This window comes from Pseudoalteromonas sp. TB64, assembly GCF_000498095.1.
Classification (GTDB): Bacteria; Pseudomonadota; Gammaproteobacteria; order Enterobacterales; family Alteromonadaceae; genus Pseudoalteromonas.
The window spans coordinates 25,060-44,901 of the sequence record NZ_AUTQ01000061.1; the positions used below are offsets into that span (position 1 = coordinate 25,060).

Sequence of the window (19,842 nt, forward strand, 5' to 3'; positions counted from 1 at the left end):
CTTTACATTACAACCGCAACATCAATGCTGCTAGAACCTGCTTTGTAATGTTGTTTTATTAATTGGCTTAATTGTGTTTTACACGAACCGCAGTTCGTCCCACATTTAAGTTCAGACCCCAATTGCTCGACTGTGTTTGCACCGTTTTTAATGGCGTTTATAATTGGCTGCTCTCTTACTTTAAAGCAGCTACACACTTGTGCACCTTGGGTAAATTCTTCATCGGGAGTTGCATAAAGCAAAGACTGTAACTGTGTAAAGGTCAGTAATGGCTCTGCAAATAAATGGTTTATCCACTCAAGTGATATTTCTTTTTGCTCATTAGAAATAATACCAACAAACGCTAATTGATCGTTTTGAATACACTGCACATGCATGGCTTTTGCCGTATTCATAGCCGACCATTGCCCTTTTAGACCAGTTAAGGTTTGGCAGTAATACAGTAAATCACTTTGTGGCTCATTAAGCGCCAATTGGTAATTAAAGCAATTGCTTGCATTAACTTTGAGCCAAAAATCACTGTTTATAACAAGCTCGTTTTTAGCAAACAGCTGCATATATTGCACAAAGGGTGCTTTAACTATATTAACAGCGCCGTGTTTGCACTCAGCCTGACCAGATAGAGGGTCAACTACCGATTGATACAACCCACTTACTGTTGCTGATGACGCAAATTGCTTGTTCCAATGAATAGGCATAAAGCATTCACCTTTTCGCACGGCATCGGTTACTTTTGCATGCGCGGTAACCTGCCCAGTTTGGGCAATCGCACTTATTAAATCGTTTTGTTTTATTGCTAATTTACTGGCATCAAGCGGATTAATTTCAATGTACGGGCGTGTAATATGCGATGAAAGCGCAGTGCTTTTACCCGTGCGGCTCATAGTATGCCATTGGTCTCGTATACGACCCGAGTTCATTACAAACGGGTAATCACTTGATGTTTTTTGCACAGGTAATTTCGGCGTTATGGGTATAAAACGCGCTTTTTTATCAGCGGTGCTAAATTGGTTATCTGTAAAAACCTGACCGTTTTTATAAGGCTCGTTTTTAACAACAGGCCACATAATGGGTTTTAAATTATCATACTGATTTTGTGTGAGCCCAACTAAACCTGAGAGGTTTAACAATCGGCTGCCGTTATTTTCAAAATCGGTTAATTGTGCCCATTCTTCAAAAATGCCACTTGGGTCTGTAAAATCAAACCCTTCAAAGCCCATTTTTTTAGCAACATCGCACATAATTTGCCAATCGTTTTTAGCTCCTGAATAAGGCGCTACTAACGGGCGCTGCCTTGATATTCTGCGCTCTGAGTTGGTTACTGTGCCGTTTTTTTCGCCCCATCCGGTTGATGGAAAAGCAACATCGGCAAATTTTAATGTATCACTTTTTGCAATACAGTCAGATACAACTACCAGCTCGCAGGTCTCTAATGCCTTTTTAATAGCGGCGTTATTGGGCAAGCTCACCATTGGGTTTGTTGCCATTATCCACACTGCTTTTATTTTACCTGCGGCTATTTCATCAAACATATCGATGGCATTGCTGCCTGCTTTTTTAGCAATAGTTGGCGAGAGCCAAAAACGTTGCACAAGTGATTGATGCGCTTCGTTTTCAATATCTAAATGCGCCGCTAACTGATTAGCCAAACCACCTACTTCGCGCCCACCCATCGCATTGGGTTGCCCCGTAATCGAAAACGGACCACTGCCTGGCTTAAGTAATTTACCTGAGGCTAAATGCGCATTAATAATGGCGTTGCATTTATCTACACCCGAGCTTGACTGATTTATACCCATTGAATAAAAGCTAATCGCACTTGGGCTGTTAGCAAATAGCGCGTAAAACTCAGTAACTTGCTCAATTGCTATATCGCAAAAGTCGCTAACAGCCTCACAGCTCCATTTTGTTGCCTCTTGCAGTGCGCTTTCAAAGCCGTTTGTGTGCTGAGCAATAAATTGCGCATCGAGGTGGTTATGCTCATTTAAATAATTAAGTAAGCCGTTATAAAGTGCGGCGTCACTGCCTGGTTTTATATTTAAAAATGTGTCGGCAAGCTCAGCGGTGTCGGTTTTACGCGGATCAATAACCACTACTTTCATATTTGGGTTAAGCTGCTTTGCACGCTCCATTCGCTGATACAAAACCGGATGAGTCCACGCTGCATTAGAGCCAATTAAAATAAGTAACTCAGTTTGCTCTAAATCCTCGTAGGTACACGGCACTACGTCTTCACCAAAAGCGCGTTTATAACCTGCCACAGCAGACGACATACACAGGCGCGAATTTGTATCAATATTGCCTGAGCCTATGTAGCCTTTCATTAATTTATTCGCGATGTAGTAATCTTCAGTAAGTAACTGCCCCGATACATAAAAAGCCACCGCATCGGGTCCGTGCTTTTGTATTATGTCGTTAAATTTATTGGCGACATGGTCGGTTGCTTCATCCCACGTAACGGATTGGTTATTAATAAGAGGCGACGTTAAGCGATTATCACTGCCTGTTGTGTCGAGCAAATGCGTGCCTTTTACACATAAACGACCAAAGTTTGCGGGATGCTCTCGCATGCCTTCAAGCTTGGTTGGCACATTATTAAAAAGTGAAATATCAACACCACACCCTACACCACAGTAAGCACATGTTGTTTGTTTTAAACTCGTTTTATTTATAGTTGGTGACGTGTTTGCGGTTGCCATACTGCTCTCTTTTAGTGTGCTTTAATTTATGCGGGCTGTTTAACAGGCTCATTAAGAGTAACTACGTTAATAGTGTTACTTGCTTTAGCGAGGGCGCTGTTTATTACGTTTTGAACGAGCTTTTCACAACCTCCACAGCCTGTACTGGCTTTGGTGCTTTGCTGCACACTTGCCAAATCTATGCAGCCTTTAGCGACTGTTTGTTCAATGGTGTGTTTAGTTACTTTATGACAAGCGCAAATAATAGCGTCATCAGGCAAGTCATCGGCGCTTAGCTCTGCTATGTCGCCAGCAAGGGGCATAATGAGCGCTTCGGGAGCGGTGGTAAGTTCAATGTCGTTTAAATGATATTGCAGTAAATTATCGTAATCGCTGGTATCGCCAACAAGTACGGCGCCAATCAGCTTATTACTTTGTGAATTAGTGACTACTTTTTTATAAATGCCATTGGGTTGATCCTCAAAATAATAGCTTATTGCGCCTTCGCTGCGTGCATGCGCATCGCCAATAGAGCCCACTTCAACACCCATTAATTTAAGCTTAGTGCTCATATCGGCACCGCTAAATTCATCGGCTTTATTGTCTAAGCCAGTACTTTGCAAAGTATCTTGCTGCGTATCTTGTAAAATATGCCCAACTGCTATTTTAGCCATGGCGTAACCTGGTGCTACTAAGCCAAAAATAAAGTTATTCCATAGTGCACATTCGCCAATAGCGTATATGTTTTTATCGCTCGTTTGGCAGTAATTATTAATTACAATACCGCCGCGCTCACCTAACTCTAAATTAAACTCGCGGGCTAAATTATCATAAGGGCGAATACCCGCCGAAAATACAATCATGTCGGTTTCAAGGGTTTTACCACCTTTAAAACACATTTTGTAACGGCAACTTTCACCTTCTACTATTTCCTCAGTTGCTACCGATGTATGCACACTAACGCCTAAATCTGTAATTTTGTTTTTTAGTAGCCGACCGCCCCCAACATCAACTTGTACGCCCATAAGTTGCGGTGCAAATTCTATTACGTGAGTCTGTAAACCCAGTTGCTTTAATGCGTTTGCAGCCTCAAGACCCAATAAACCGCCACCAATTACCACGCCTACTTTACTGCCGTGGGCTGAGTTTTTTATTGCGTGTAAATCGTTAATAGTCCGATAAACAAGGCAATGCTCACGATCTTTACCCGGTATAGGCGGTACAAATGGGAATGAACCTGTAGCAAGCACAAGCTTGTCGTATTCAAACAACTCCCCTTTAGCGGTCGTTACAGTTTGTGCATCACGATTTATATCAACCACTTTAGAATGAGTATGAAAGCGTACTTGCCAATCGTCATAGGTTTTATTGCATGTAAGTGCGAGGTCGTCTGCGGTTTTGCCTTTAAAAAAAGACGATAATTGCACGCGGTCATACGCTAAACGGTCTTCACCGCTAAGTACCGTAATCTCAAATTGCTCATCAGCCTGATTTTGAGAAACCAGCTGCTGCACAAAATGATGCCCCACCATTCCGTTTCCTACTACTACAACACGCTGCTTGCTTAGCATTTACTCACCTTAAAATGATATCTACTTTAGTAATTGACTAAAATTGAAATCGAATGATTTGTTATAGGTTTGTTATAGCAATATGTAAGCCAAATATATAATCATTTAAAATCAGCAAGTTGCCTACATTGGTGTAGAGGTGAAAAGCGTAAAGCCCCACAAGATGGTGCAACTGCACCATCTTGTATCGCTATAAATTAATGAAGAAAGTTAGAAGGGAAATTAAATACAACAAGGTATTAAAACTTAGCGCTCATCCATACCCACAATTTTTGGGTATCGACTTTATTAGCAGCAGTATCACCCGCTGAATAATCGGCATATTTAGCACCTACCGTGTAGGTTTTATTAATCGGTTTAACGTATTGCACGTTTAGCTCACGACCTAAATCGTCAACCTCATTTGATTGCTCATTGGCATCAAAACTGTGATATGCCACCAGCCATTTACCGTCAAATGCTTTACCGTTTAAGCTTATGTAGGTGTCGTCCAAACCTTGTGTGGGTGTGCTCAAAAACATATCTGCCCAACCATTAAATTTATGCATTGTGGCAAGTGGTGCTGCAAACCCGTAATCGCCGCTGTCAGAGCCTAGTGACTCTATGCCAACTTTTAATGTTACTGTTTTTATACCCAAACCATTTAAATCAACAGCGCCTTCAAGTGCATAGTAATCGGCATCAAAATCACTCACGCTTGTTGACGCAGACTGCGTTGCATACTCCGCTTTGTAATAAAACGTTATGTCGTTTAGAGTTTTATTACCGTTAAAAGAAACGCCATAAGTGTCTAAGCTGTCGTCTTGTATAGCATCCTCACTTAATAAGTAACTGTATAAAACCACTTTACCGTAGTCTGTTGTAAAGCTGGCATTAATTAGATGATCGGACGATTTAATGTCTTTATCGTCAGCAAATATGCGATTGCGCTTATTTAAATAACTGTATTGTAAATCTATGTTATTAAATGCGTAGTTGAGGCTTGCTGCATCAAAAGTTTGCCTGTCTTGGCGCCAGCCGACGTGCCCAACAAAGCGTTGACCATCAAGTGCAATTACTTGGCGTCCTACTTTTAGCGATAAACCATCGCGGGCATATTTAACAAAGCCTTGGTCAATTTCAGTGGTTTCGGGGTCGGCTATAACAGAGTAATCGGTATTTTTACCCACCGTATTGTTGTAATCGTCTACGCCAAAAAGGCTGCGAGTGTCTTCTACTTCAATTAGACCTGAAAAACCATTTACCTCATCTGTTTGATGCGTCAAGCGGGTTCTAAGTGTTAACCCACTTGCATCTTTTAAGGCATTGTTTTGATCAACGCTTTCAAAACGCAGTCTAAAATCAAGATCGGTTTGCGAAGCTTGGCTTATTGAAGGCGCAGTGAAGCAACCCAGTATAAAAATAATAGGTAAGTTGTTCTTATAGTTAAGCATTTTGGTTCTCTACGTTTTAATTATTAATACACACACCAAAGCAATAAATAAACATAGCGAAATACATTTCCACACCATCACTGGATCGCGTTTCATTATTGAACTTTTATTAGCGGTACTTTCTAAATAAGGGTTAGGTTTATTGATATCGTTTATAAACTCAGAAAAGGCTTGGTATCTGAGCTCGGGTTTAGGGGCAAGCGCCTTCATAAGGGCTTGATCTAACCAAAACGGAATATCGGCTCTGTATTTACGTATACTTGTGTAGTGCCAATGGCTGTAATCTTTTGGCGCTACGTGGTTAAGTGGCAGTGGTTTGTAAGGCAATTTTGAGCACAATAACTCGTATGCAATAACGCCAAGTGAAAACAAATCACTTTTAAAATCGGCGTGCATAGTAATGAGTGTTTCGGGTGCAGTATAATCGGCAGTACCTTGCGGGCAATCATCCGCAATTTGTTTAACCGACTCGTCCATAGCCGCAACACTTACTGTGCCGTAATCAATGAGCGTTACTTTTCCGTGCGCATCTATCATTACATTATCGAGTTTTAAATCGCGATGTACCATATCGAGTCGCTGAAACGCCCTTAGCGCATGTACTATTTGTTCAATAATACTGCGTACTTGGGTTATTTCTGGGTGCGGCACGTCGTGCTTCCAATCACTAAGTGTTTGCCCGTCCATGTACTCACAAATATGGTACAAAAAACGACTCTGCGATTGCGTACTCAATACTTTCATCACGTTTAAATGGTTTATGCGTTGCCCTACCCAGCCTTCTCTTATAAAGCCTTGAAGGTAGTGCACATCGTCTTCAAAATTAACCGAAGGTGCTTTTAAAACCACTGGCGGTATATCGGGCGCTTGTTGCACTAAATAAATGTGCGAGCGACTACTGGCATGTAATTTACGAATAACCGTGTAGTCATCAATTTTTTGCCCAACATTAAGCGCAGGTGGAATTTTTCGTCGTGTTAGCGAATGATAAAGCTCATCTAGCTTTTGCTCGGCAATATTTTCTACTTTTACAAGCAAACAACTTACGTTGTCGTCACTGCCTCGCGCTAATGCAAGTTCGGTAATTGCTTTAGCTGCATTTTCTAAATTAGTGTGATCTAAATTAACGTATTCATTAATTAGTTTAGCTATATCGCTGTTTGGGAGCACATCGTGTACGCCATCGCAGGTTAATATATAAATATCGTCTGCTTTTAGGTCAACTTCGTAAACATCTATTTCTTGATGAAGTTGTGCGCCTAATGCACGTGTTAGCGTATCGTTTACTTTGTGATCCCGTGTTATTGCCTCTATTTTATTTTCTCGCAAGCGGGTAATACGCGTATCACCTAAGTGAAATATATAACCCGTTGCCGACTTTAAAATAAGTGCTGTAAAAGTCGTCATCCAATCGGCTTGGCGCTGACCAAGGTGATTGTAATTAACTGATTGCGAATAAAGCCACTGATTTAAACTTGCTAACACCTTCGACACTGACTTTTTAACCGCCCAACTTTCGGGGGTATTTAAATACTCATTTATAAAATGAGTAACCGAAAGTTGAGACGCTTGTTTAGCATTTTTTGCTGATGAACACCCATCGGCTAAGCAGGCAATAACGCCTTTAGACTCTTTTTCTTGCGCTTTGGTATTAAGAGCTGCAAACGCATCTTGGTTTTCTGCTTTTAACCCTTTAGCACTGTGCCCACCAAATGAAACGTTGAGTTCATTTTTTAGCGCTTTAGCGTGGAGTGTTTCATCAAACATGGTCAATAATGCCTTAAGTCACTGAAATAAGTTCAACGGTGCCGTCTTCATTTACTTCGGTAATATGTCCATCTGGTTCTTTCATAAAAAACAGTGCGCCTAAGCCAAGTAATGCACTACCCGCAATAATGAAAAAGAAGGTTTTATAATCAACAAGTGATAATGCCGTTAAGTAAACTACTGCGCCTACATTACCGTAAGCGCCTGTCATACCTGCAATTTGCCCAGTTAAACGGCGCTTAATTAGCGGTACTGCGGCAAATACAGCACCTTCACCAGCTTGCACAAAGAACGAACACGCCATAGCAGCCACAACAGCAAGCCATAAAGGCCACGATGCATCAACCAAGCCCATTACAAAATAACCAACAGCAAGACCCATCGTAAGTACAATAAGTGTTATACGGCGACCTAATTTATCTGAAATCCAACCGCCACCAGGGCGAGATGCTAAGTTCATAAACGCATAAGCAGAGGCTAAAATACCGGCATACACCATATCAAGCGCAAATACATCCATAAAAAACAGTGGCAACATAGATACAACCGCAAGCTCAGAACCAAAGGTTGTAAAATATAAAACATTTAAAACAGCCACTTGTTTAAACTCATAACGATGCGACTCAGGTACTGGCTCTTTAAAAATATGACCATTTACGTCAAAGGTTTTATACACTTCGTAAATATAAAGTAGAACTAAAAAAGCATACACAGCAAGTACAAAATTAGCCGAAATTAAGTTAGCACCGGTTGGCGAAAGCTTCCAAGTAAGTAATGCTAATGCGCCGTACATAGGGATTTTCATAATAAGCAGTAATACAAAGTCGCCTTTACTGGTTACTTCCATTGCGCCTACTTTTTTAGGCTTAAAGTATGTACCGCCTTTTGGCGTATCGGTTACATTTAAGTACCAAATAACACCAAATATAACGCTTAATACACCGGTTAAACCTACTGCATAACGCCAGCCATCTTCGCCGCCAAACATTAGTGCAATAATTGGCAATAACATAGCCGCAGCTGCTGAACCAAAATTACCCCAGCCGCCATAAATACCTTCCGCTATACCCAACTCATTAGCAGGAAACCATTCACTCACCATTCGAATGCCCACAACAAAGCCAGCACCAATAAAACCTAAAGCAAAACGCGCCAGCGCCGCTTGTTCAAATGTAGTTGCCATAGCAAACATAAAACACGGAATGCTACAGGTAATAAGTAATGCTGAATAAACAATACGAGGACCAAATTTATCGGTTAACATACCCACCACAACGCGGGCAGGAATAGTTAACGCTACATTTAAAATGAGTAACGTTTTAACTTGTGCCATGGTGATCCCAAGCGAACCCGCAATTGCACCTAGTAAAGGGGCATGGTTAAACCATACAAAAAATGACACAAAAAAGACCATCCAACTCAGATGTAATACTTTCATTTTTCCTTTAAAGGATATTAGGTTAAACCCAGAACTCGGTTGCATGTTTATTTCCTCGTAAACGTATTATTGTTTTACTAATGCCCCACTCTTTTAGATGAGTAGCAGCCCAATGTTTGTTAAATTTTAGTTAACCTACTACAGCAATTACTGAGCCACTAATTAAAAGCCATCAATTTCAGTTGGTTATATGTATTTACTGTTTTAATACGTTATAGTTGCACTATATGAGTGAAGGGCTATGGACTGTTACAGTGCAAATAAAAAGCGTTACTACTTGCTCTAGGATTTAACAACTTGGTATTGTTCAAAAAAAGTATGAGAAGTCTAAAAATGCAAAAGCCACCATTAACTTACCAGCAGCAACTGCGCTATTCTCGGCACATTATGCTCCCGCAGCTTGATATAGACGGACAAGAGCGACTATGGCAATCGCATGCTTTAGTTATTGGTGTGGGTGGGCTTGGGTGTGCGGTAGGTCAATACTTAGCGGCATCTGGCGTTGGGACCCTTACCTTAGTTGATAACGATGAAATAGACGTGACCAACCTGCAAAGGCAAATACTGTATAAAGAAAGTGATATTGGTAGCTCAAAATGCAGTGCTGCTAAAAAACAGCTTAACGCGCTTAATAGTGAAATAGACATAAATACTATTGAGGCATTTTTTGATGCAAGTACCTCCACAGAACAGCTATTTAATAACATTGATATAGTAATTGATTGCTCAGATAACCTAGCAACGCGTAATGCACTTAATAGCGCCTGTTTTAAAGCTAAAGTTCCGCTGGTGTCAGGCTCTGCAATACGTATGGAAGGACAAGTCGCGTGTTTTACTATGGATGAAAACANCACTGTTATGGCTGTTTATCACAATTTTTTAGTGAACAAACACAAAGCTGCTCTGAATCCGGCGTACTTTCCCCAATTGTGGGGCTAATAGGCAGTATTCAGGCTACTGAAGCGCTAAAAATGCTTGCAGGTTTACCCAGCGGCTTAAGCGAACACTTATTGCTGGTGGATGGCTTAAGCATGGAGTTTAATCGTTTTAAAATAGCTAAAAATAGTCAATGTGCGGTGTGCAGCATTTAGTTATTCTAGATTACTGATTGTTGTATAAAGCACATCGCCCACTTTAAAGTCGTTTTTGTCCCACACTCGCCTTGAAGCCAAGCAATACAAAGTTTGCCCATCTACATTAAGTGTTAACTGCCACTTATTATTAATAAGCTCAGCCTGAATTAATACCGACTTTAAAACATTGCTATGCGTTGTTTGCTCAGGCTTTAACGCACTAAACGACATTTGCTCACTTTCTATAATTAGCTTATTACTGCTATCTACAAGTGCAGGAAGCACAAAAAGCGGCTGCTCACTTTGCTGTAATTGCAGTTGATATAGCCCGTAGTCTTCATCAAATTTAACCACATCGTAATTAATTAAGCTTAGCGGTGTTTGCCTATCGTTTGCATAAATAGCTTTTGCAACGTGTGCACTTGCACCTTGGTTTATCACCTTGCCTTTATCAAGCTGAATAAGGGTATCGCAGCAAAATAGCAGCTCTTTTAATGAGTGACTTACAACTATAAATTTAATATTAAACTTAACGGCAATCTCATTGAGTTTAGTGAGTGTTTTAAAACGCAATGACCAATCAAGCGCGCTAAAAGGCTCATCAAGCATTATAAATTTTTGACCTGCTAACAACGTGCGCGCAAATACGACACGCTGGCGTTCGCCGCCCGATAAGCTTTGTACATCACGGTTTAGTAAGTCTTGTAATTCAAGGGCTTTAACAACGTATTGTAGCGTTAAGCTGGTTTGTTTATTCCCGCAGTGTTTTTGTGTAAACGCTAAATTACCTGCCACATCTAAATGAGGAAACAACGGGCACGATTGCAACTGAAGCGTAATACCGCGTTTATCGCTTGGTAACTCATGCACTGGCTGATTGTTTACATAAACATTTTTTGCCGGCTCTAAACCGCTAATACAACGCAGTAATGTTGACTTACCCGAGCCAGAAGGCCCGTAAACACCCAATACATTAAACGACTCAAGCTCAAGGTTTATATCTAAATCAAAGTTATTGAGTGCTTTAAAAAGGCTTAACTTAATCATGTTATTGCTTAACCCCTACAATGCTTTTATTAAACTTAAATAACAGCACTAAACAGGCAAACGAAATAGCCAGTAAAATAAGTGAAAGCTGATGCGCCGCCGTATAATTTAACGATTCAACATGGTCGTAAAGCGCAATAGACACCACCTGTGTTTGCCCCTGAATATTGCCGCCAATCATTAATACCAAACCAAACTCACCCAATGTGTGCGCAAAGCCTAAAGCAAATGCGCTACCAATACTGGGTTTTAAAAGCGGAATAATTAAATGCACAAAGCGTTTAAACGGGCTTAACCCAAGCGCAATTGCAGCTTCGTTATAGGTTTGATTAATATGTTTAAACCCCGCCACAAGAGGCTGCATTACAAAAGGCAGCGAATAAAAAAGCGAGCCAATAACCACGCCCTGAAAACTAAACGCCAGCTGTGTACCCGTTAGCCAAAACCAAAACTGCCCAAAAGCGTGATCAGGCGAAAATAAAACAAGTAAATAAAACCCTAACAACGTAGGCGGTAGCACTAAAGGCATTGCAATTAATGCCTCTAAAAATGGTTTAAATTTACCGTTATAGCCAGCGAGCTTGTAAGCAACCGGAATACAAAAAACAAGAAGGAGCACTGCGGTTATAAAGGCAAGTTTTATAGTTAACCACAGCGCGGTTAAATCACTTTGAAGCATTGTTGTCCTTTATTCTGTAACCTAATTCAATTAACTGCTGCTGCGTAGCCTGCGTCATTAAAAATTGCATGAGTTGCTTAGCGCTAGCACGCTTTTTAGTCGAGCTAATAATAACGCCTTGTTGAATTATATCGGGATATTGATTGGTAGGCAGCACGGTATACTCTAAATATTTTTGATCTTGCGTGTTACTGTAAGCCGCCTTTAGTGATGAAACAGCCACCAGCCCTACTCCTACATTACCGCTTTCAACAAACTGAAACGCATGCGTAATATTATTACCGTACACATAATTTACTGGCTTTTTAAAATGGTTATTAGCGTAGTGCTCTGAGGCACGCCCGTATGGTGAAAAGCGCGGATTAGCAATGGCTACTTTATCGTTTACTTTTTCAGCTTTGGGTTGCCACAAAGCAAGTTCGCCTAACGCGTAAGTGATTAAGCTACTTTGCTCGGCATAGCCTTCTTTAATAAGTGATTGCGGTCGAAAATCATCAGCCGATAAAAACACATCAAATGGTGCGCCATGCACTATTTGCGAATATAAAACACCGCTAGAAGCGGCTGATATTTTCACGTCAACATTAGGTAATGGGGATTTTTTTAGTAGGGTTTGCAATACAGTTTTAAAATTACTCGCTACGGCTACTTGCAGCGTTTCTTTTGCGTTTACGCCGCACGAAAGCATGCATGCTATAAGCAAAAAATAACCCAACCATGTATTGTAAAGCTTTGACATTATAAGTATTGTTTCAAAATAAAATGATTTAAGTAAGCAATATATATGAACGATGTTTGCAATGCACCCGGTTTATTGCCAATTGAAACTGCAATACAAAATATACTTGGCTCAATAACGCCAGTTAAAGACGTTGAAACCATCACTATAATGCAAAGCGTTGATCGCGTTTTAGCAAGCGATGTTAAATCAACTATAAACGTACCAGCTCATGATAACTCCGCAATGGATGGCTATGCGCTATGTATTTCAGATAAAAGCTTAACCTATACACAAGTAGGTAGCGTGTTTGCGGGGCAAGTTTTTGAAAAAACGCTTACCCCAGGGCAATGCGTAAGAATAATGACCGGCGCCGCAATTCCACCCGGCGCTAACGGCGTTGTAATGCAAGAAAACGCCTCGGTTGATGGCGATAAAATTACGTTTACTGCGCAACCAGAGCTAAATGAAAACGTGCGTTTTGCTGGCGAAGATATTGCAATCGACGATGTTATTTTAAAAGCAGGCGATAAATTAAAAGCCGTTGATGTGGGGTTACTTGCATCCTTAGGAATTGCCAATATAGACGTGGTAAGAACCCTAAAAATAGCCGTGCTTTCTACAGGCGATGAGCTAATTGAACCTGGTCAGCCGCTTAAGCAAGGCGCTATTTTTGAAAGTAACCGCGCTGTTATTATTAGTGCGCTGCAACAAAAAAATATCGACGTGATTGATTTAGGGATTATTCCTGATGACAAAGAACTCATTACTAATGCATTTTTAAAAGCGAACGAACTTGCCGATGCCGTAATAAGCTCAGGCGGTGTATCGGTTGGTGAAGCCGACTTTACTAAAGAAGTGCTCAACGAAATTGGCGAAATTCACTTTTGGAAAATAGCCATGAAACCAGGCAAACCTTTTGCCTTTGGTAAACTAGCTAACAGTTACTTTTTTGGCTTGCCAGGTAACCCTGTGTCGGCTGCAGTTACGTTTAATCAGTTAGTAGAGCCGGCACTGCAAAAGCTGTCGGGTCTTGGTGAAGTAAACCCTAAAATGCGTTTTAACGCTGTTACTACATCCGTTATTAAAAAGCGCCCAGGAAGAGCCGACTTTCAACGCGGTACAGCAGCAACAAACGAGCAAGGTGACTTAGTAGTTGCCCCGTTTAATAAACAGGGCTCGGGTGTACTTTCGTCGCTTAGTAAAGCTAACTGCTTAATTGTAGTGCCAGCACAAAGCGGCAATATCGAAAAAGGCGCAACAGTAAGTATTGAGTTGCTATAAAGCCTAAAATGCTACAGCTAACTGTATAATTTAGCTGTAGCGCTATGTAGACCTTAAAATATTTTTATATTTAATGTTTGAATTAAACAATTTAACTTTTCGCTACGCCCTACAAACTCTTCTTTGCTCAATCTATTAACACACTTTAGCGCATTTTTAGTCGCAAAGTATCTATCATAACTTAGGCTTCTTTCGCATTTAACACTATATGTTGAGGGCCACGAGCCACCGGCCCCCGTTGCTATGCCAACAACGTTACATGTAGCATCTATATACTGCTCCCATGCTTTTATTTGTGCTTTAACTGCATCTACTTGGTAATCGTCATTTAGTTGTGGGTAGATTTCATCCATCATTTTACTGATTTTAGTTTTGTATCTATTGCCCTCTAAATTATAAGTAATGCCGGTGTGCATTGCACCACCTTCTGGCCAACCATCAGTGCTTTGCGCAAGTGCACCAAATGATGAAATAGCAAAAGCAAACCCAATAATAATTTTATTCATTTTTAAATCCTTTTAAAGTTTGAAAAAAAGTCCTTAAATTAAAAAAAAGGGCTTGTTTATATTTTACAAAAATAATAAATAGATTCAATGTATTAATGCTGTAACTTGGCTAATTAGTGTTAAAAGTTTACTGAGGGACCCTTACAACGCCTTCCATAAGTACTCGCGCACTGCGGCTCATACTTGCTTTAGTTACTTGCCAGTCACCGTTTATATTTTTAGCCTCTGCGCCTACTTTTAATGTGCCCGATGGATGACCAAAGTTCACTTCACTCAATGCGCCGCCTCCAGCGGCTACATTAACNTAACCAGTGTGCCTTCGATAGCTGCGGCAGTACCAATAGCAACAGCAGCTGTGCCCATCATGGCGTGATGCAGTTTACCCATCGACATAGCGCGCACTAATAAGTTAATGTTTGCAGATTCAATAAGCTTTCCGCTAGACGCTTTATAATCTAAAGGCGATGCAACAAACGCAACTTTAGGCGTATGTTGGCGAGCTTGTGCTTCACTAATATCAGTAATTAAGCCCATTTTTACAGCACCATAAGCGCGAATAGTTTCAAGCTTTTTAAGTGCAACAACATCGTTATTAATATCATCTTGCAGCTCGGTGCCGGCATAACCAATATCAGCCGCATTAATAAATATGGTAGGTATACCTGCGTTTATCATTGTTGCTTTTAAAGTGCCAACGCCTGGTACTTCTAAGCTATCAACTACGTTGCCAGTTGGAAATAAGGCGCCATCACCATCAGCTGGGTCAATAAACTCAAGCTTTACCTCGGCTGCAGGAAATGTAACGCCATCGAGCTCAAAATCACCGGTTTCTTGTACTTCGCCATTAGTTATTGGTACATGGACTAAAATACTTTTTTTAATATTAGCCTGCCACACACGCACAATAGCAACACCGTTATCGGGTACTCTGCTTTTATCGACCAAACTATTACTAATGGCAAAAGCACCCACTGCTGATGTTAAATTACCGCAGTTACCGCTCCAATCAACAAAGGGCTTATCTATCGCCACTTGACCAAATAAATAATCAACATCGTGATCGGCTTGCTCACTTTTACTTAAAATGACTGTTTTACTGGTACTAGACGTAGCGCCACCCATACCATCCGTTTGTTTGGCGTACGGATCGGGACTGCCTATAATACGCAGTAATAAATTATCGCGTGCCTCGCCTGCTACTTGAGCAGACTTTGGTAAATCAGTTAAATTAAAAAACACACCTTTACTAGTGCCGCCTCGCATATAGGTTGCAGGCACTTTAATTTGCGGTTTAAACATAAATAACCCTTTCCTTATGCAGTTTTAGTGGCTTCTAAAAAGTCTTGTGCAAAGCGCTGTAATACACCGCCAGCAGCATAAATAGAAAGCTCTTCTTGAGTATCTATACGGCACTTCATGGGTATATTTAACACTTCGCCATTTTTACGTGTGATAGATAAATTAAGCGTACAACCAGGCGTTGGCTCGCCTGTTACATCATAACTTTCACTGCCATCAAGTTTGAGCGTTTTACGGGTTGTGCCTGCTTTAAATTCAAGTGGCAATACACCCATACCCACTAAGTTAGTACGATGAATACGCTCAAAGCCCTCTGCTGCAATAACTTCAACACCTGCAAGCCTTACACCTTTTGCAGCCCAATCGCGCGACGAACCTTGTCCGTAATCGGCTCCGGCTACAATAATAAGTGGTTGTTTGCGCTCCATGTACGCTTCGATTGCTTCCCACATGCGTGTATTAGTACCTTGTGGCTCTAGTCGTGCATACGAGCCTTGTTTAACTTCGCCGTTTTCATCAAGTACCATTTCATTAAGTAGTTTAGGGTTTGCAAATGTTGCACGCTGCGCTGTTAAATGATCGCCTCGGTGCGTTGCGTACGAGTTGTAATCTTCCTCTGGGACGTTCATTTTAGTTAGGTATTCGCCAGCGGCACTACTTGCCATAATTGCGTTTGAAGGCGATAAATGATCGGTTGTAATGTTGTCACCAAGTACAGCAAGTGCACGCATACCGGTCATTGTGCGCTCACCCGCTAATGCACCTTCCCAATAAGGCGGACGACGAATGTACGTACTTTGTGGTCGCCACTCATACAATGGATCGTTATCTTCACCGTAATCTACAGTTAAGTTAAACATTGGCTCGTATACTTTTCTAAATTGCTCAGGCTTAACGCTTTGCTTAACTACTGCGTCTATTTCTTCATCAGATGGCCATAAATCTTTAAGTGTAATATCGTTACCCTGCGGATCTTGCCCTAAAATATCTTTTTCAATATCAAAACGAATAGTACCGGCAATCGCGTAAGCAACAACTAAAGGAGGAGACGCTAAAAATGCTTGCTTAGCATAGGGATGAATACGCCCGTCGAAGTTACGATTACCTGAAAGTACAGCCGTTGCGTATAAGTCACGCTCAATTACTTCTTTTTGAATAGCGGGGTCAAGTGCCCCACTCATACCGTTACACGTAGTACAGGCAAAACCCACAATGCCAAAGCCCAGTTGCTCAAGCTCTGTGAGTAAGTTTGCGTCTTCAAGATACGATTGAACGGCTTTAGAACCTGGCGCAAGTGACGTTTTAACCCAAGGTTTACGCGTTAAGCCTTTTGCATTTGCATTACGTGCAAGTAATGCAGCGGCAATAACATTGCGCGGGTTACTCGTATTAGTACAACTGGTAATAGCTGCAATAATACATGCGCCATCTGGCATTAAGCCTTCTTCGTTTTCAACAACGCCAGAAATGCCCTCTTTTGCTAAATCACTTGTTGATACACGGCGATGCGGATTAGATGGTCCTGCAATATTACGACCCACGCTTGATAAATCAAATGTAAGTACGCGGTCGTATTTAGCTGTTTTTAAGCTGTCACTCCATAAACCTGTGGTTTTAGCGTAGTTTTCTACCAGTGCAATTTGCTCTTCTTCACGTCCGGTTAAACGCAGGTAATCAATTGTCATTTCGTCGATATAGAACATGGCTGCTGTTGCGCCAAATTCTGGCGTCATGTTCGAAATTGTTGCTCTGTCGCCAAGGGTTAGTGCATCAGCACCTTCACCATAAAATTCTAAATAAGCCGATACCACACGTTGCCCACGTAAAAATTCGGTTATGGCAAGTACAATGTCGGTGGCTGTAATACCTGGTTGACGAATACCCGTAAGCTCAACACCTACAATATCTGGCAGGCGCATATAAGAGGCGCGACCAAGCATTACGCTTTCGGCTTCAAGCCCACCTACGCCCACCGCTATTACACCTAACGCATCTACATGAGGAGTATGGCTATCAGTTCCAACTAATGTATCGGGGAATGCAATGCCATCACGGTTTTGAATAACCGGCGACATTTTTTCAAGATTAATTTGATGCATAATCCCGTTACCCGGCGGGATCACATCAATGTTTTTAAAGGCTGTTTTAGTCCAATTTATAAAATGAAAACGGTCATCGTTGCGTCTATCTTCTATTGAACGGTTTTTTTCAAACGCATCGGGATCAAACCCAGCATGCTCAACCGATAATGAATGATCAACAATTAACTGTGTTGGTACAACTGGATTTACTTTTGCCGGATCGCCACCTTTAGCAGCAATTGCATCACGCAAACCTGCTAAATCAACAAGCGCCGTTTGCCCTAAAATATCATGGCACACTACTCGCGCCGGATACCACGGAAAATCTAAATCTTGTTTGCGCTCAATTAGCTGCTTAAGTGCATCGGTTAACATTGCAGGGTCGCATCGACGTACTAAGTTTTCAGCAAGTACGCGCGATGTATAAGGTAGTGTGGCATATGCGCCAGGCTTAATTTCATCAACCGCTTCTTTAGTGTCGTAATAATCAACATTTGAGCCAGGTAGAGGTTTACGGTATTGGGTATTATTAATTATGGTCATAATAAAAGTTCGCTAATTGGTGACGGGGTTATTAAGAAAGGCTTTAGGTTTGCAGGTTTTTTATTATATAAAGCATTAAAGCCGTAAAAGGTGAATATAGAGTTCACCTTAATTCACTTACCAACTCTCATGTGTGGTCATATTTAACCAGCTAAATTATTCAAATATACATGAGAGTTGGTAACTTATTATCTTGATTCGATTGGTGTGTAACTACGTGCATCAGGTCCTGTGTAGTCAGCGCTTGGGCGAATAATACGGTTATTTGTGCGCTGCTCTTTAACATGCGCGGTCCAACCTGTAACACGGCTCATTACAAATATTGGCGTAAATAACTTAGTCGGAATATTCATAAAGTGATAAGCAGATGCATGGAAAAAATCGGCATTACAAAACAGTTTTTTCTCGCGCCACATAATTTCTTCACAACGAACAGACACAGGATAAAGCACATGGTCGCCCACTTCATCGGCTAGTTTTTCAGACCACTTTTTAATAATAACGTTACGCGGATCAGACTCACGATAAATAGCATGACCAAAGCCCATAATTTTATCTTTACGCTCCAGCATGCCCATTACTTCTTGCTCTGCATGTTCAACACTTGTAAAACCTTGAATCATATCCATTGCTGCTTCGTTAGCGCCACCATGTAATGGACCACGCAGCGTACCAATTGCACCCGTTACGCAAGAATGAATATCAGAAAGCGTTGACGCACACACGCGAGCCGTAAACGTAGAGGCGTTAAACTCGTGCTCTGCGTATAATATTAACGATACATTCATCACTTGAGCAAACAATTCACTTGGGGCTTTATCATGTAACAGCGTTAAAAAATGCGCACCAACTGAGTCATCGTCAGTTTGTGTTTTAATACGTACGCCATCGTGAGTAAAACGATACCAATAACAAATAATACTAGGGAATACCGCAACCATTCGGTCGATTGCATCGTTAGCTTGGCTAAAATCATTTTCTATTTCAAGATTACCCAACATAGAGCAACCCGTGCGCATTACATCCATTGGATGCGCGTCTTTAGGAATATTTTCAAGAACGGTTTTAAGTGCACTCGGTAAGCCGCGTAAGCTTTTTAATTTAGCTTTATATTGCACAAGTTCGCTGGTAGTTGGTAACTCACCACGAGAAAGTAAAAACGACACTTCTTCAAACTGAGCTTTTTCGGCAAGTTCGCTAATATCGTAACCACAATACGTTAACCCCGAACCGCTTTGCCCAACTGTACATAATGCTGTTTGCCCTGCTACTTGTCCGCGTAAACCTGCGCCGCTCAATGCTTTATCGACCATGATCTTCTCCTATCTATAATTTGTGTGTGTTTTATTAGTGTTTATTTACTTGTCAGATTTTGATGAAAAAAGGGTGTCGAGTGTGTTCTCGTACGTGTGGTAATCTAAAAAGTCGTATAGCTCTGCACGTGTTTGCATATTTTCTATTTGGCTTTGTTGCGAGCCTTCATTCAAAATTGCTGAATACACATTTAAAGCAGCTTTATTCATCGCTCTAAAAGCACTTAGCGGATAAAGCACCATTTTAACGCCCACATCACTTAACTGCTCTTTGGTATAAATAGGCGTTTGACCAAACTCGGTAATGTTTGCCAAAATTGGAACGTTAATCGCTTTTGCAAATGCTTGATAATCAGCAAGGTCGTGTACGGCTTCAGCAAAAATAGCGTCAGCCCCTGCTTCTACACATGCC

At 41.1% G+C, this 19,842-nt stretch carries 13 protein-coding genes and 2 pseudogenes; 2 read left to right on the forward strand and 13 right to left on the reverse strand.

Features of this window, described 5'->3' with window-relative positions; genetic code table 11:
- Window positions 1-2: 2 nt before the first annotated feature.
- From L647_RS0102435 to L647_RS0102455, 5 genes are all read right to left on the reverse strand, one after another.
- A complete protein-coding gene (locus L647_RS0102435; protein ID WP_024609786.1) occupies window positions 3-2,699 on the reverse strand; it encodes a nitrate reductase in 2,697 nt (898 codons plus the stop codon).
- Between the two features lie 26 nt (window positions 2,700-2,725).
- Window positions 2,726-4,249 carry an FAD-dependent oxidoreductase gene (locus L647_RS0102440; protein WP_024609787.1) on the reverse strand — a complete coding sequence of 508 codons (1,524 nt, stop codon included), beginning with the start codon at window positions 4,247-4,249 and terminating at the stop codon, window positions 2,726-2,728.
- 239 nt (window positions 4,250-4,488) lie between these two features.
- The gene (locus L647_RS0102445; RefSeq protein WP_024609788.1) at window positions 4,489-5,682 is read right to left on the reverse strand and encodes an alginate export family protein; all 1,194 of its coding nucleotides are present in this window, start codon (window positions 5,680-5,682) and stop codon (window positions 4,489-4,491) included.
- Between the two features lie 9 nt (window positions 5,683-5,691).
- A complete protein-coding gene (locus L647_RS0102450) occupies window positions 5,692-7,449 on the reverse strand; it encodes a bifunctional protein-serine/threonine kinase/phosphatase (protein ID WP_024609789.1) in 1,758 nt (585 codons plus the stop codon).
- Window positions 7,450-7,462: 13 nt separating this feature from the next.
- Complete coding sequence (locus tag L647_RS0102455; RefSeq protein ID WP_024609790.1) at window positions 7,463-8,932, reverse strand: NarK family nitrate/nitrite MFS transporter; 1,470 nt, start codon at window positions 8,930-8,932, stop codon at window positions 7,463-7,465.
- 288 nt (window positions 8,933-9,220) lie between these two features.
- Here L647_RS0102455 and moeB point away from each other — a divergent pair.
- Window positions 9,221-9,978: pseudogene (gene moeB, locus L647_RS01000000123515) on the forward strand (molybdopterin-synthase adenylyltransferase MoeB).
- Here the strand turns inward: moeB and L647_RS0102465 are convergent.
- The 3 genes from L647_RS0102465 to modA are packed head-to-tail and all read right to left on the reverse strand — an operon-like array spanning window position 9,979 to window position 12,425.
- Window positions 9,979-11,007, reverse strand: coding sequence for an ATP-binding cassette domain-containing protein (locus tag L647_RS0102465; protein WP_024609791.1), 1,029 nt, complete (start codon window positions 11,005-11,007; stop codon window positions 9,979-9,981).
- A gap of 1 nt (window position 11,008) precedes the next feature.
- Window positions 11,009-11,686 carry a molybdate ABC transporter permease subunit gene (gene modB, locus L647_RS0102470; RefSeq protein ID WP_024609792.1) on the reverse strand — a complete coding sequence of 226 codons (678 nt, stop codon included), beginning with the start codon at window positions 11,684-11,686 and terminating at the stop codon, window positions 11,009-11,011.
- The gene (gene modA / locus L647_RS0102475) at window positions 11,673-12,425 is read right to left on the reverse strand and encodes a molybdate ABC transporter substrate-binding protein (protein WP_173399984.1); all 753 of its coding nucleotides are present in this window, start codon (window positions 12,423-12,425) and stop codon (window positions 11,673-11,675) included. Before modA ends, modB begins: the two co-directional genes overlap by 14 nt.
- Before the next feature lie 45 nt (window positions 12,426-12,470).
- Between modA and glp the strand changes: the two genes are divergently transcribed.
- Window positions 12,471-13,688, forward strand: a complete 1,218-nt coding sequence (glp, locus tag L647_RS0102480; RefSeq protein WP_024609794.1) for a gephyrin-like molybdotransferase Glp — start codon at window positions 12,471-12,473, stop codon at window positions 13,686-13,688.
- Between the two features lie 53 nt (window positions 13,689-13,741).
- On the opposite strand, the gene L647_RS0102485 is transcribed toward glp, so the two are convergent.
- From L647_RS0102485 to L647_RS0102510, 5 genes and pseudogenes are all read right to left on the reverse strand, one after another.
- A complete protein-coding gene (locus L647_RS0102485; RefSeq protein WP_024609795.1) occupies window positions 13,742-14,194 on the reverse strand; it encodes a DUF1311 domain-containing protein in 453 nt (150 codons plus the stop codon).
- Window positions 14,195-14,321: 127 nt separating this feature from the next.
- A pseudogene (gene prpF / locus L647_RS01000000123520) lies at window positions 14,322-15,493 on the reverse strand (2-methylaconitate cis-trans isomerase PrpF).
- A gap of 14 nt (window positions 15,494-15,507) precedes the next feature.
- Window positions 15,508-18,117, reverse strand: coding sequence for a Fe/S-dependent 2-methylisocitrate dehydratase AcnD (acnD, locus tag L647_RS0102495; RefSeq protein ID WP_024609796.1), 2,610 nt, complete (start codon window positions 18,115-18,117; stop codon window positions 15,508-15,510).
- 188 nt (window positions 18,118-18,305) lie between these two features.
- Window positions 18,306-19,430 (reverse strand): 2-methylcitrate synthase, encoded by a 1,125-nt coding sequence (prpC, locus tag L647_RS0102505; RefSeq protein ID WP_024609797.1) that lies wholly within the window; start codon window positions 19,428-19,430, stop codon window positions 18,306-18,308.
- Window positions 19,431-19,475: 45 nt separating this feature from the next.
- Window positions 19,476-19,842: isocitrate lyase/phosphoenolpyruvate mutase family protein (locus L647_RS0102510; protein WP_024609798.1), on the reverse strand; the 367-nt coding region annotated here is incomplete at its 5' end.

Excerpts from the sequence above, each read along its gene's own strand:
- modB (WP_024609792.1), bottom strand. The coding sequence starts at position 11,686 with ATGCTTCAAAGTGATTTAACCGCGCTGTGGTTAACTATAAAACTTGCC.
- acnD (WP_024609796.1), bottom strand. The coding sequence starts at position 18,117 with ATGACCATAATTAATAATACCCAATACCGTAAACCTCTACCTGGCTCA.
- L647_RS0102440 (WP_024609787.1), bottom strand. The coding sequence starts at position 4,249 with ATGCTAAGCAAGCAGCGTGTTGTAGTAGTAGGAAACGGAATGGTGGGG.
- prpC (WP_024609797.1), bottom strand. The coding sequence starts at position 19,430 with ATGGTCGATAAAGCATTGAGCGGCGCAGGTTTACGCGGACAAGTAGCA.
- L647_RS0102445 (WP_024609788.1), bottom strand. The coding sequence starts at position 5,682 with ATGCTTAACTATAAGAACAACTTACCTATTATTTTTATACTGGGTTGC.
- L647_RS0102465 (WP_024609791.1), bottom strand. The coding sequence starts at position 11,007 with ATGATTAAGTTAAGCCTTTTTAAAGCACTCAATAACTTTGATTTAGAT.
- glp (WP_024609794.1), top strand. The coding sequence starts at position 12,471 with ATGAACGATGTTTGCAATGCACCCGGTTTATTGCCAATTGAAACTGCA.
- L647_RS0102485 (WP_024609795.1), bottom strand. The coding sequence starts at position 14,194 with ATGAATAAAATTATTATTGGGTTTGCTTTTGCTATTTCATCATTTGGT.
- modA (WP_173399984.1), bottom strand. The coding sequence starts at position 12,425 with ATGTCAAAGCTTTACAATACATGGTTGGGTTATTTTTTGCTTATAGCA.
- L647_RS0102455 (WP_024609790.1), bottom strand. The coding sequence starts at position 8,932 with ATGCAACCGAGTTCTGGGTTTAACCTAATATCCTTTAAAGGAAAAATG.
- L647_RS0102450 (WP_024609789.1), bottom strand. The coding sequence starts at position 7,449 with ATGTTTGATGAAACACTCCACGCTAAAGCGCTAAAAAATGAACTCAAC.
- L647_RS0102435 (WP_024609786.1), bottom strand. The coding sequence starts at position 2,699 with ATGGCAACCGCAAACACGTCACCAACTATAAATAAAACGAGTTTAAAA.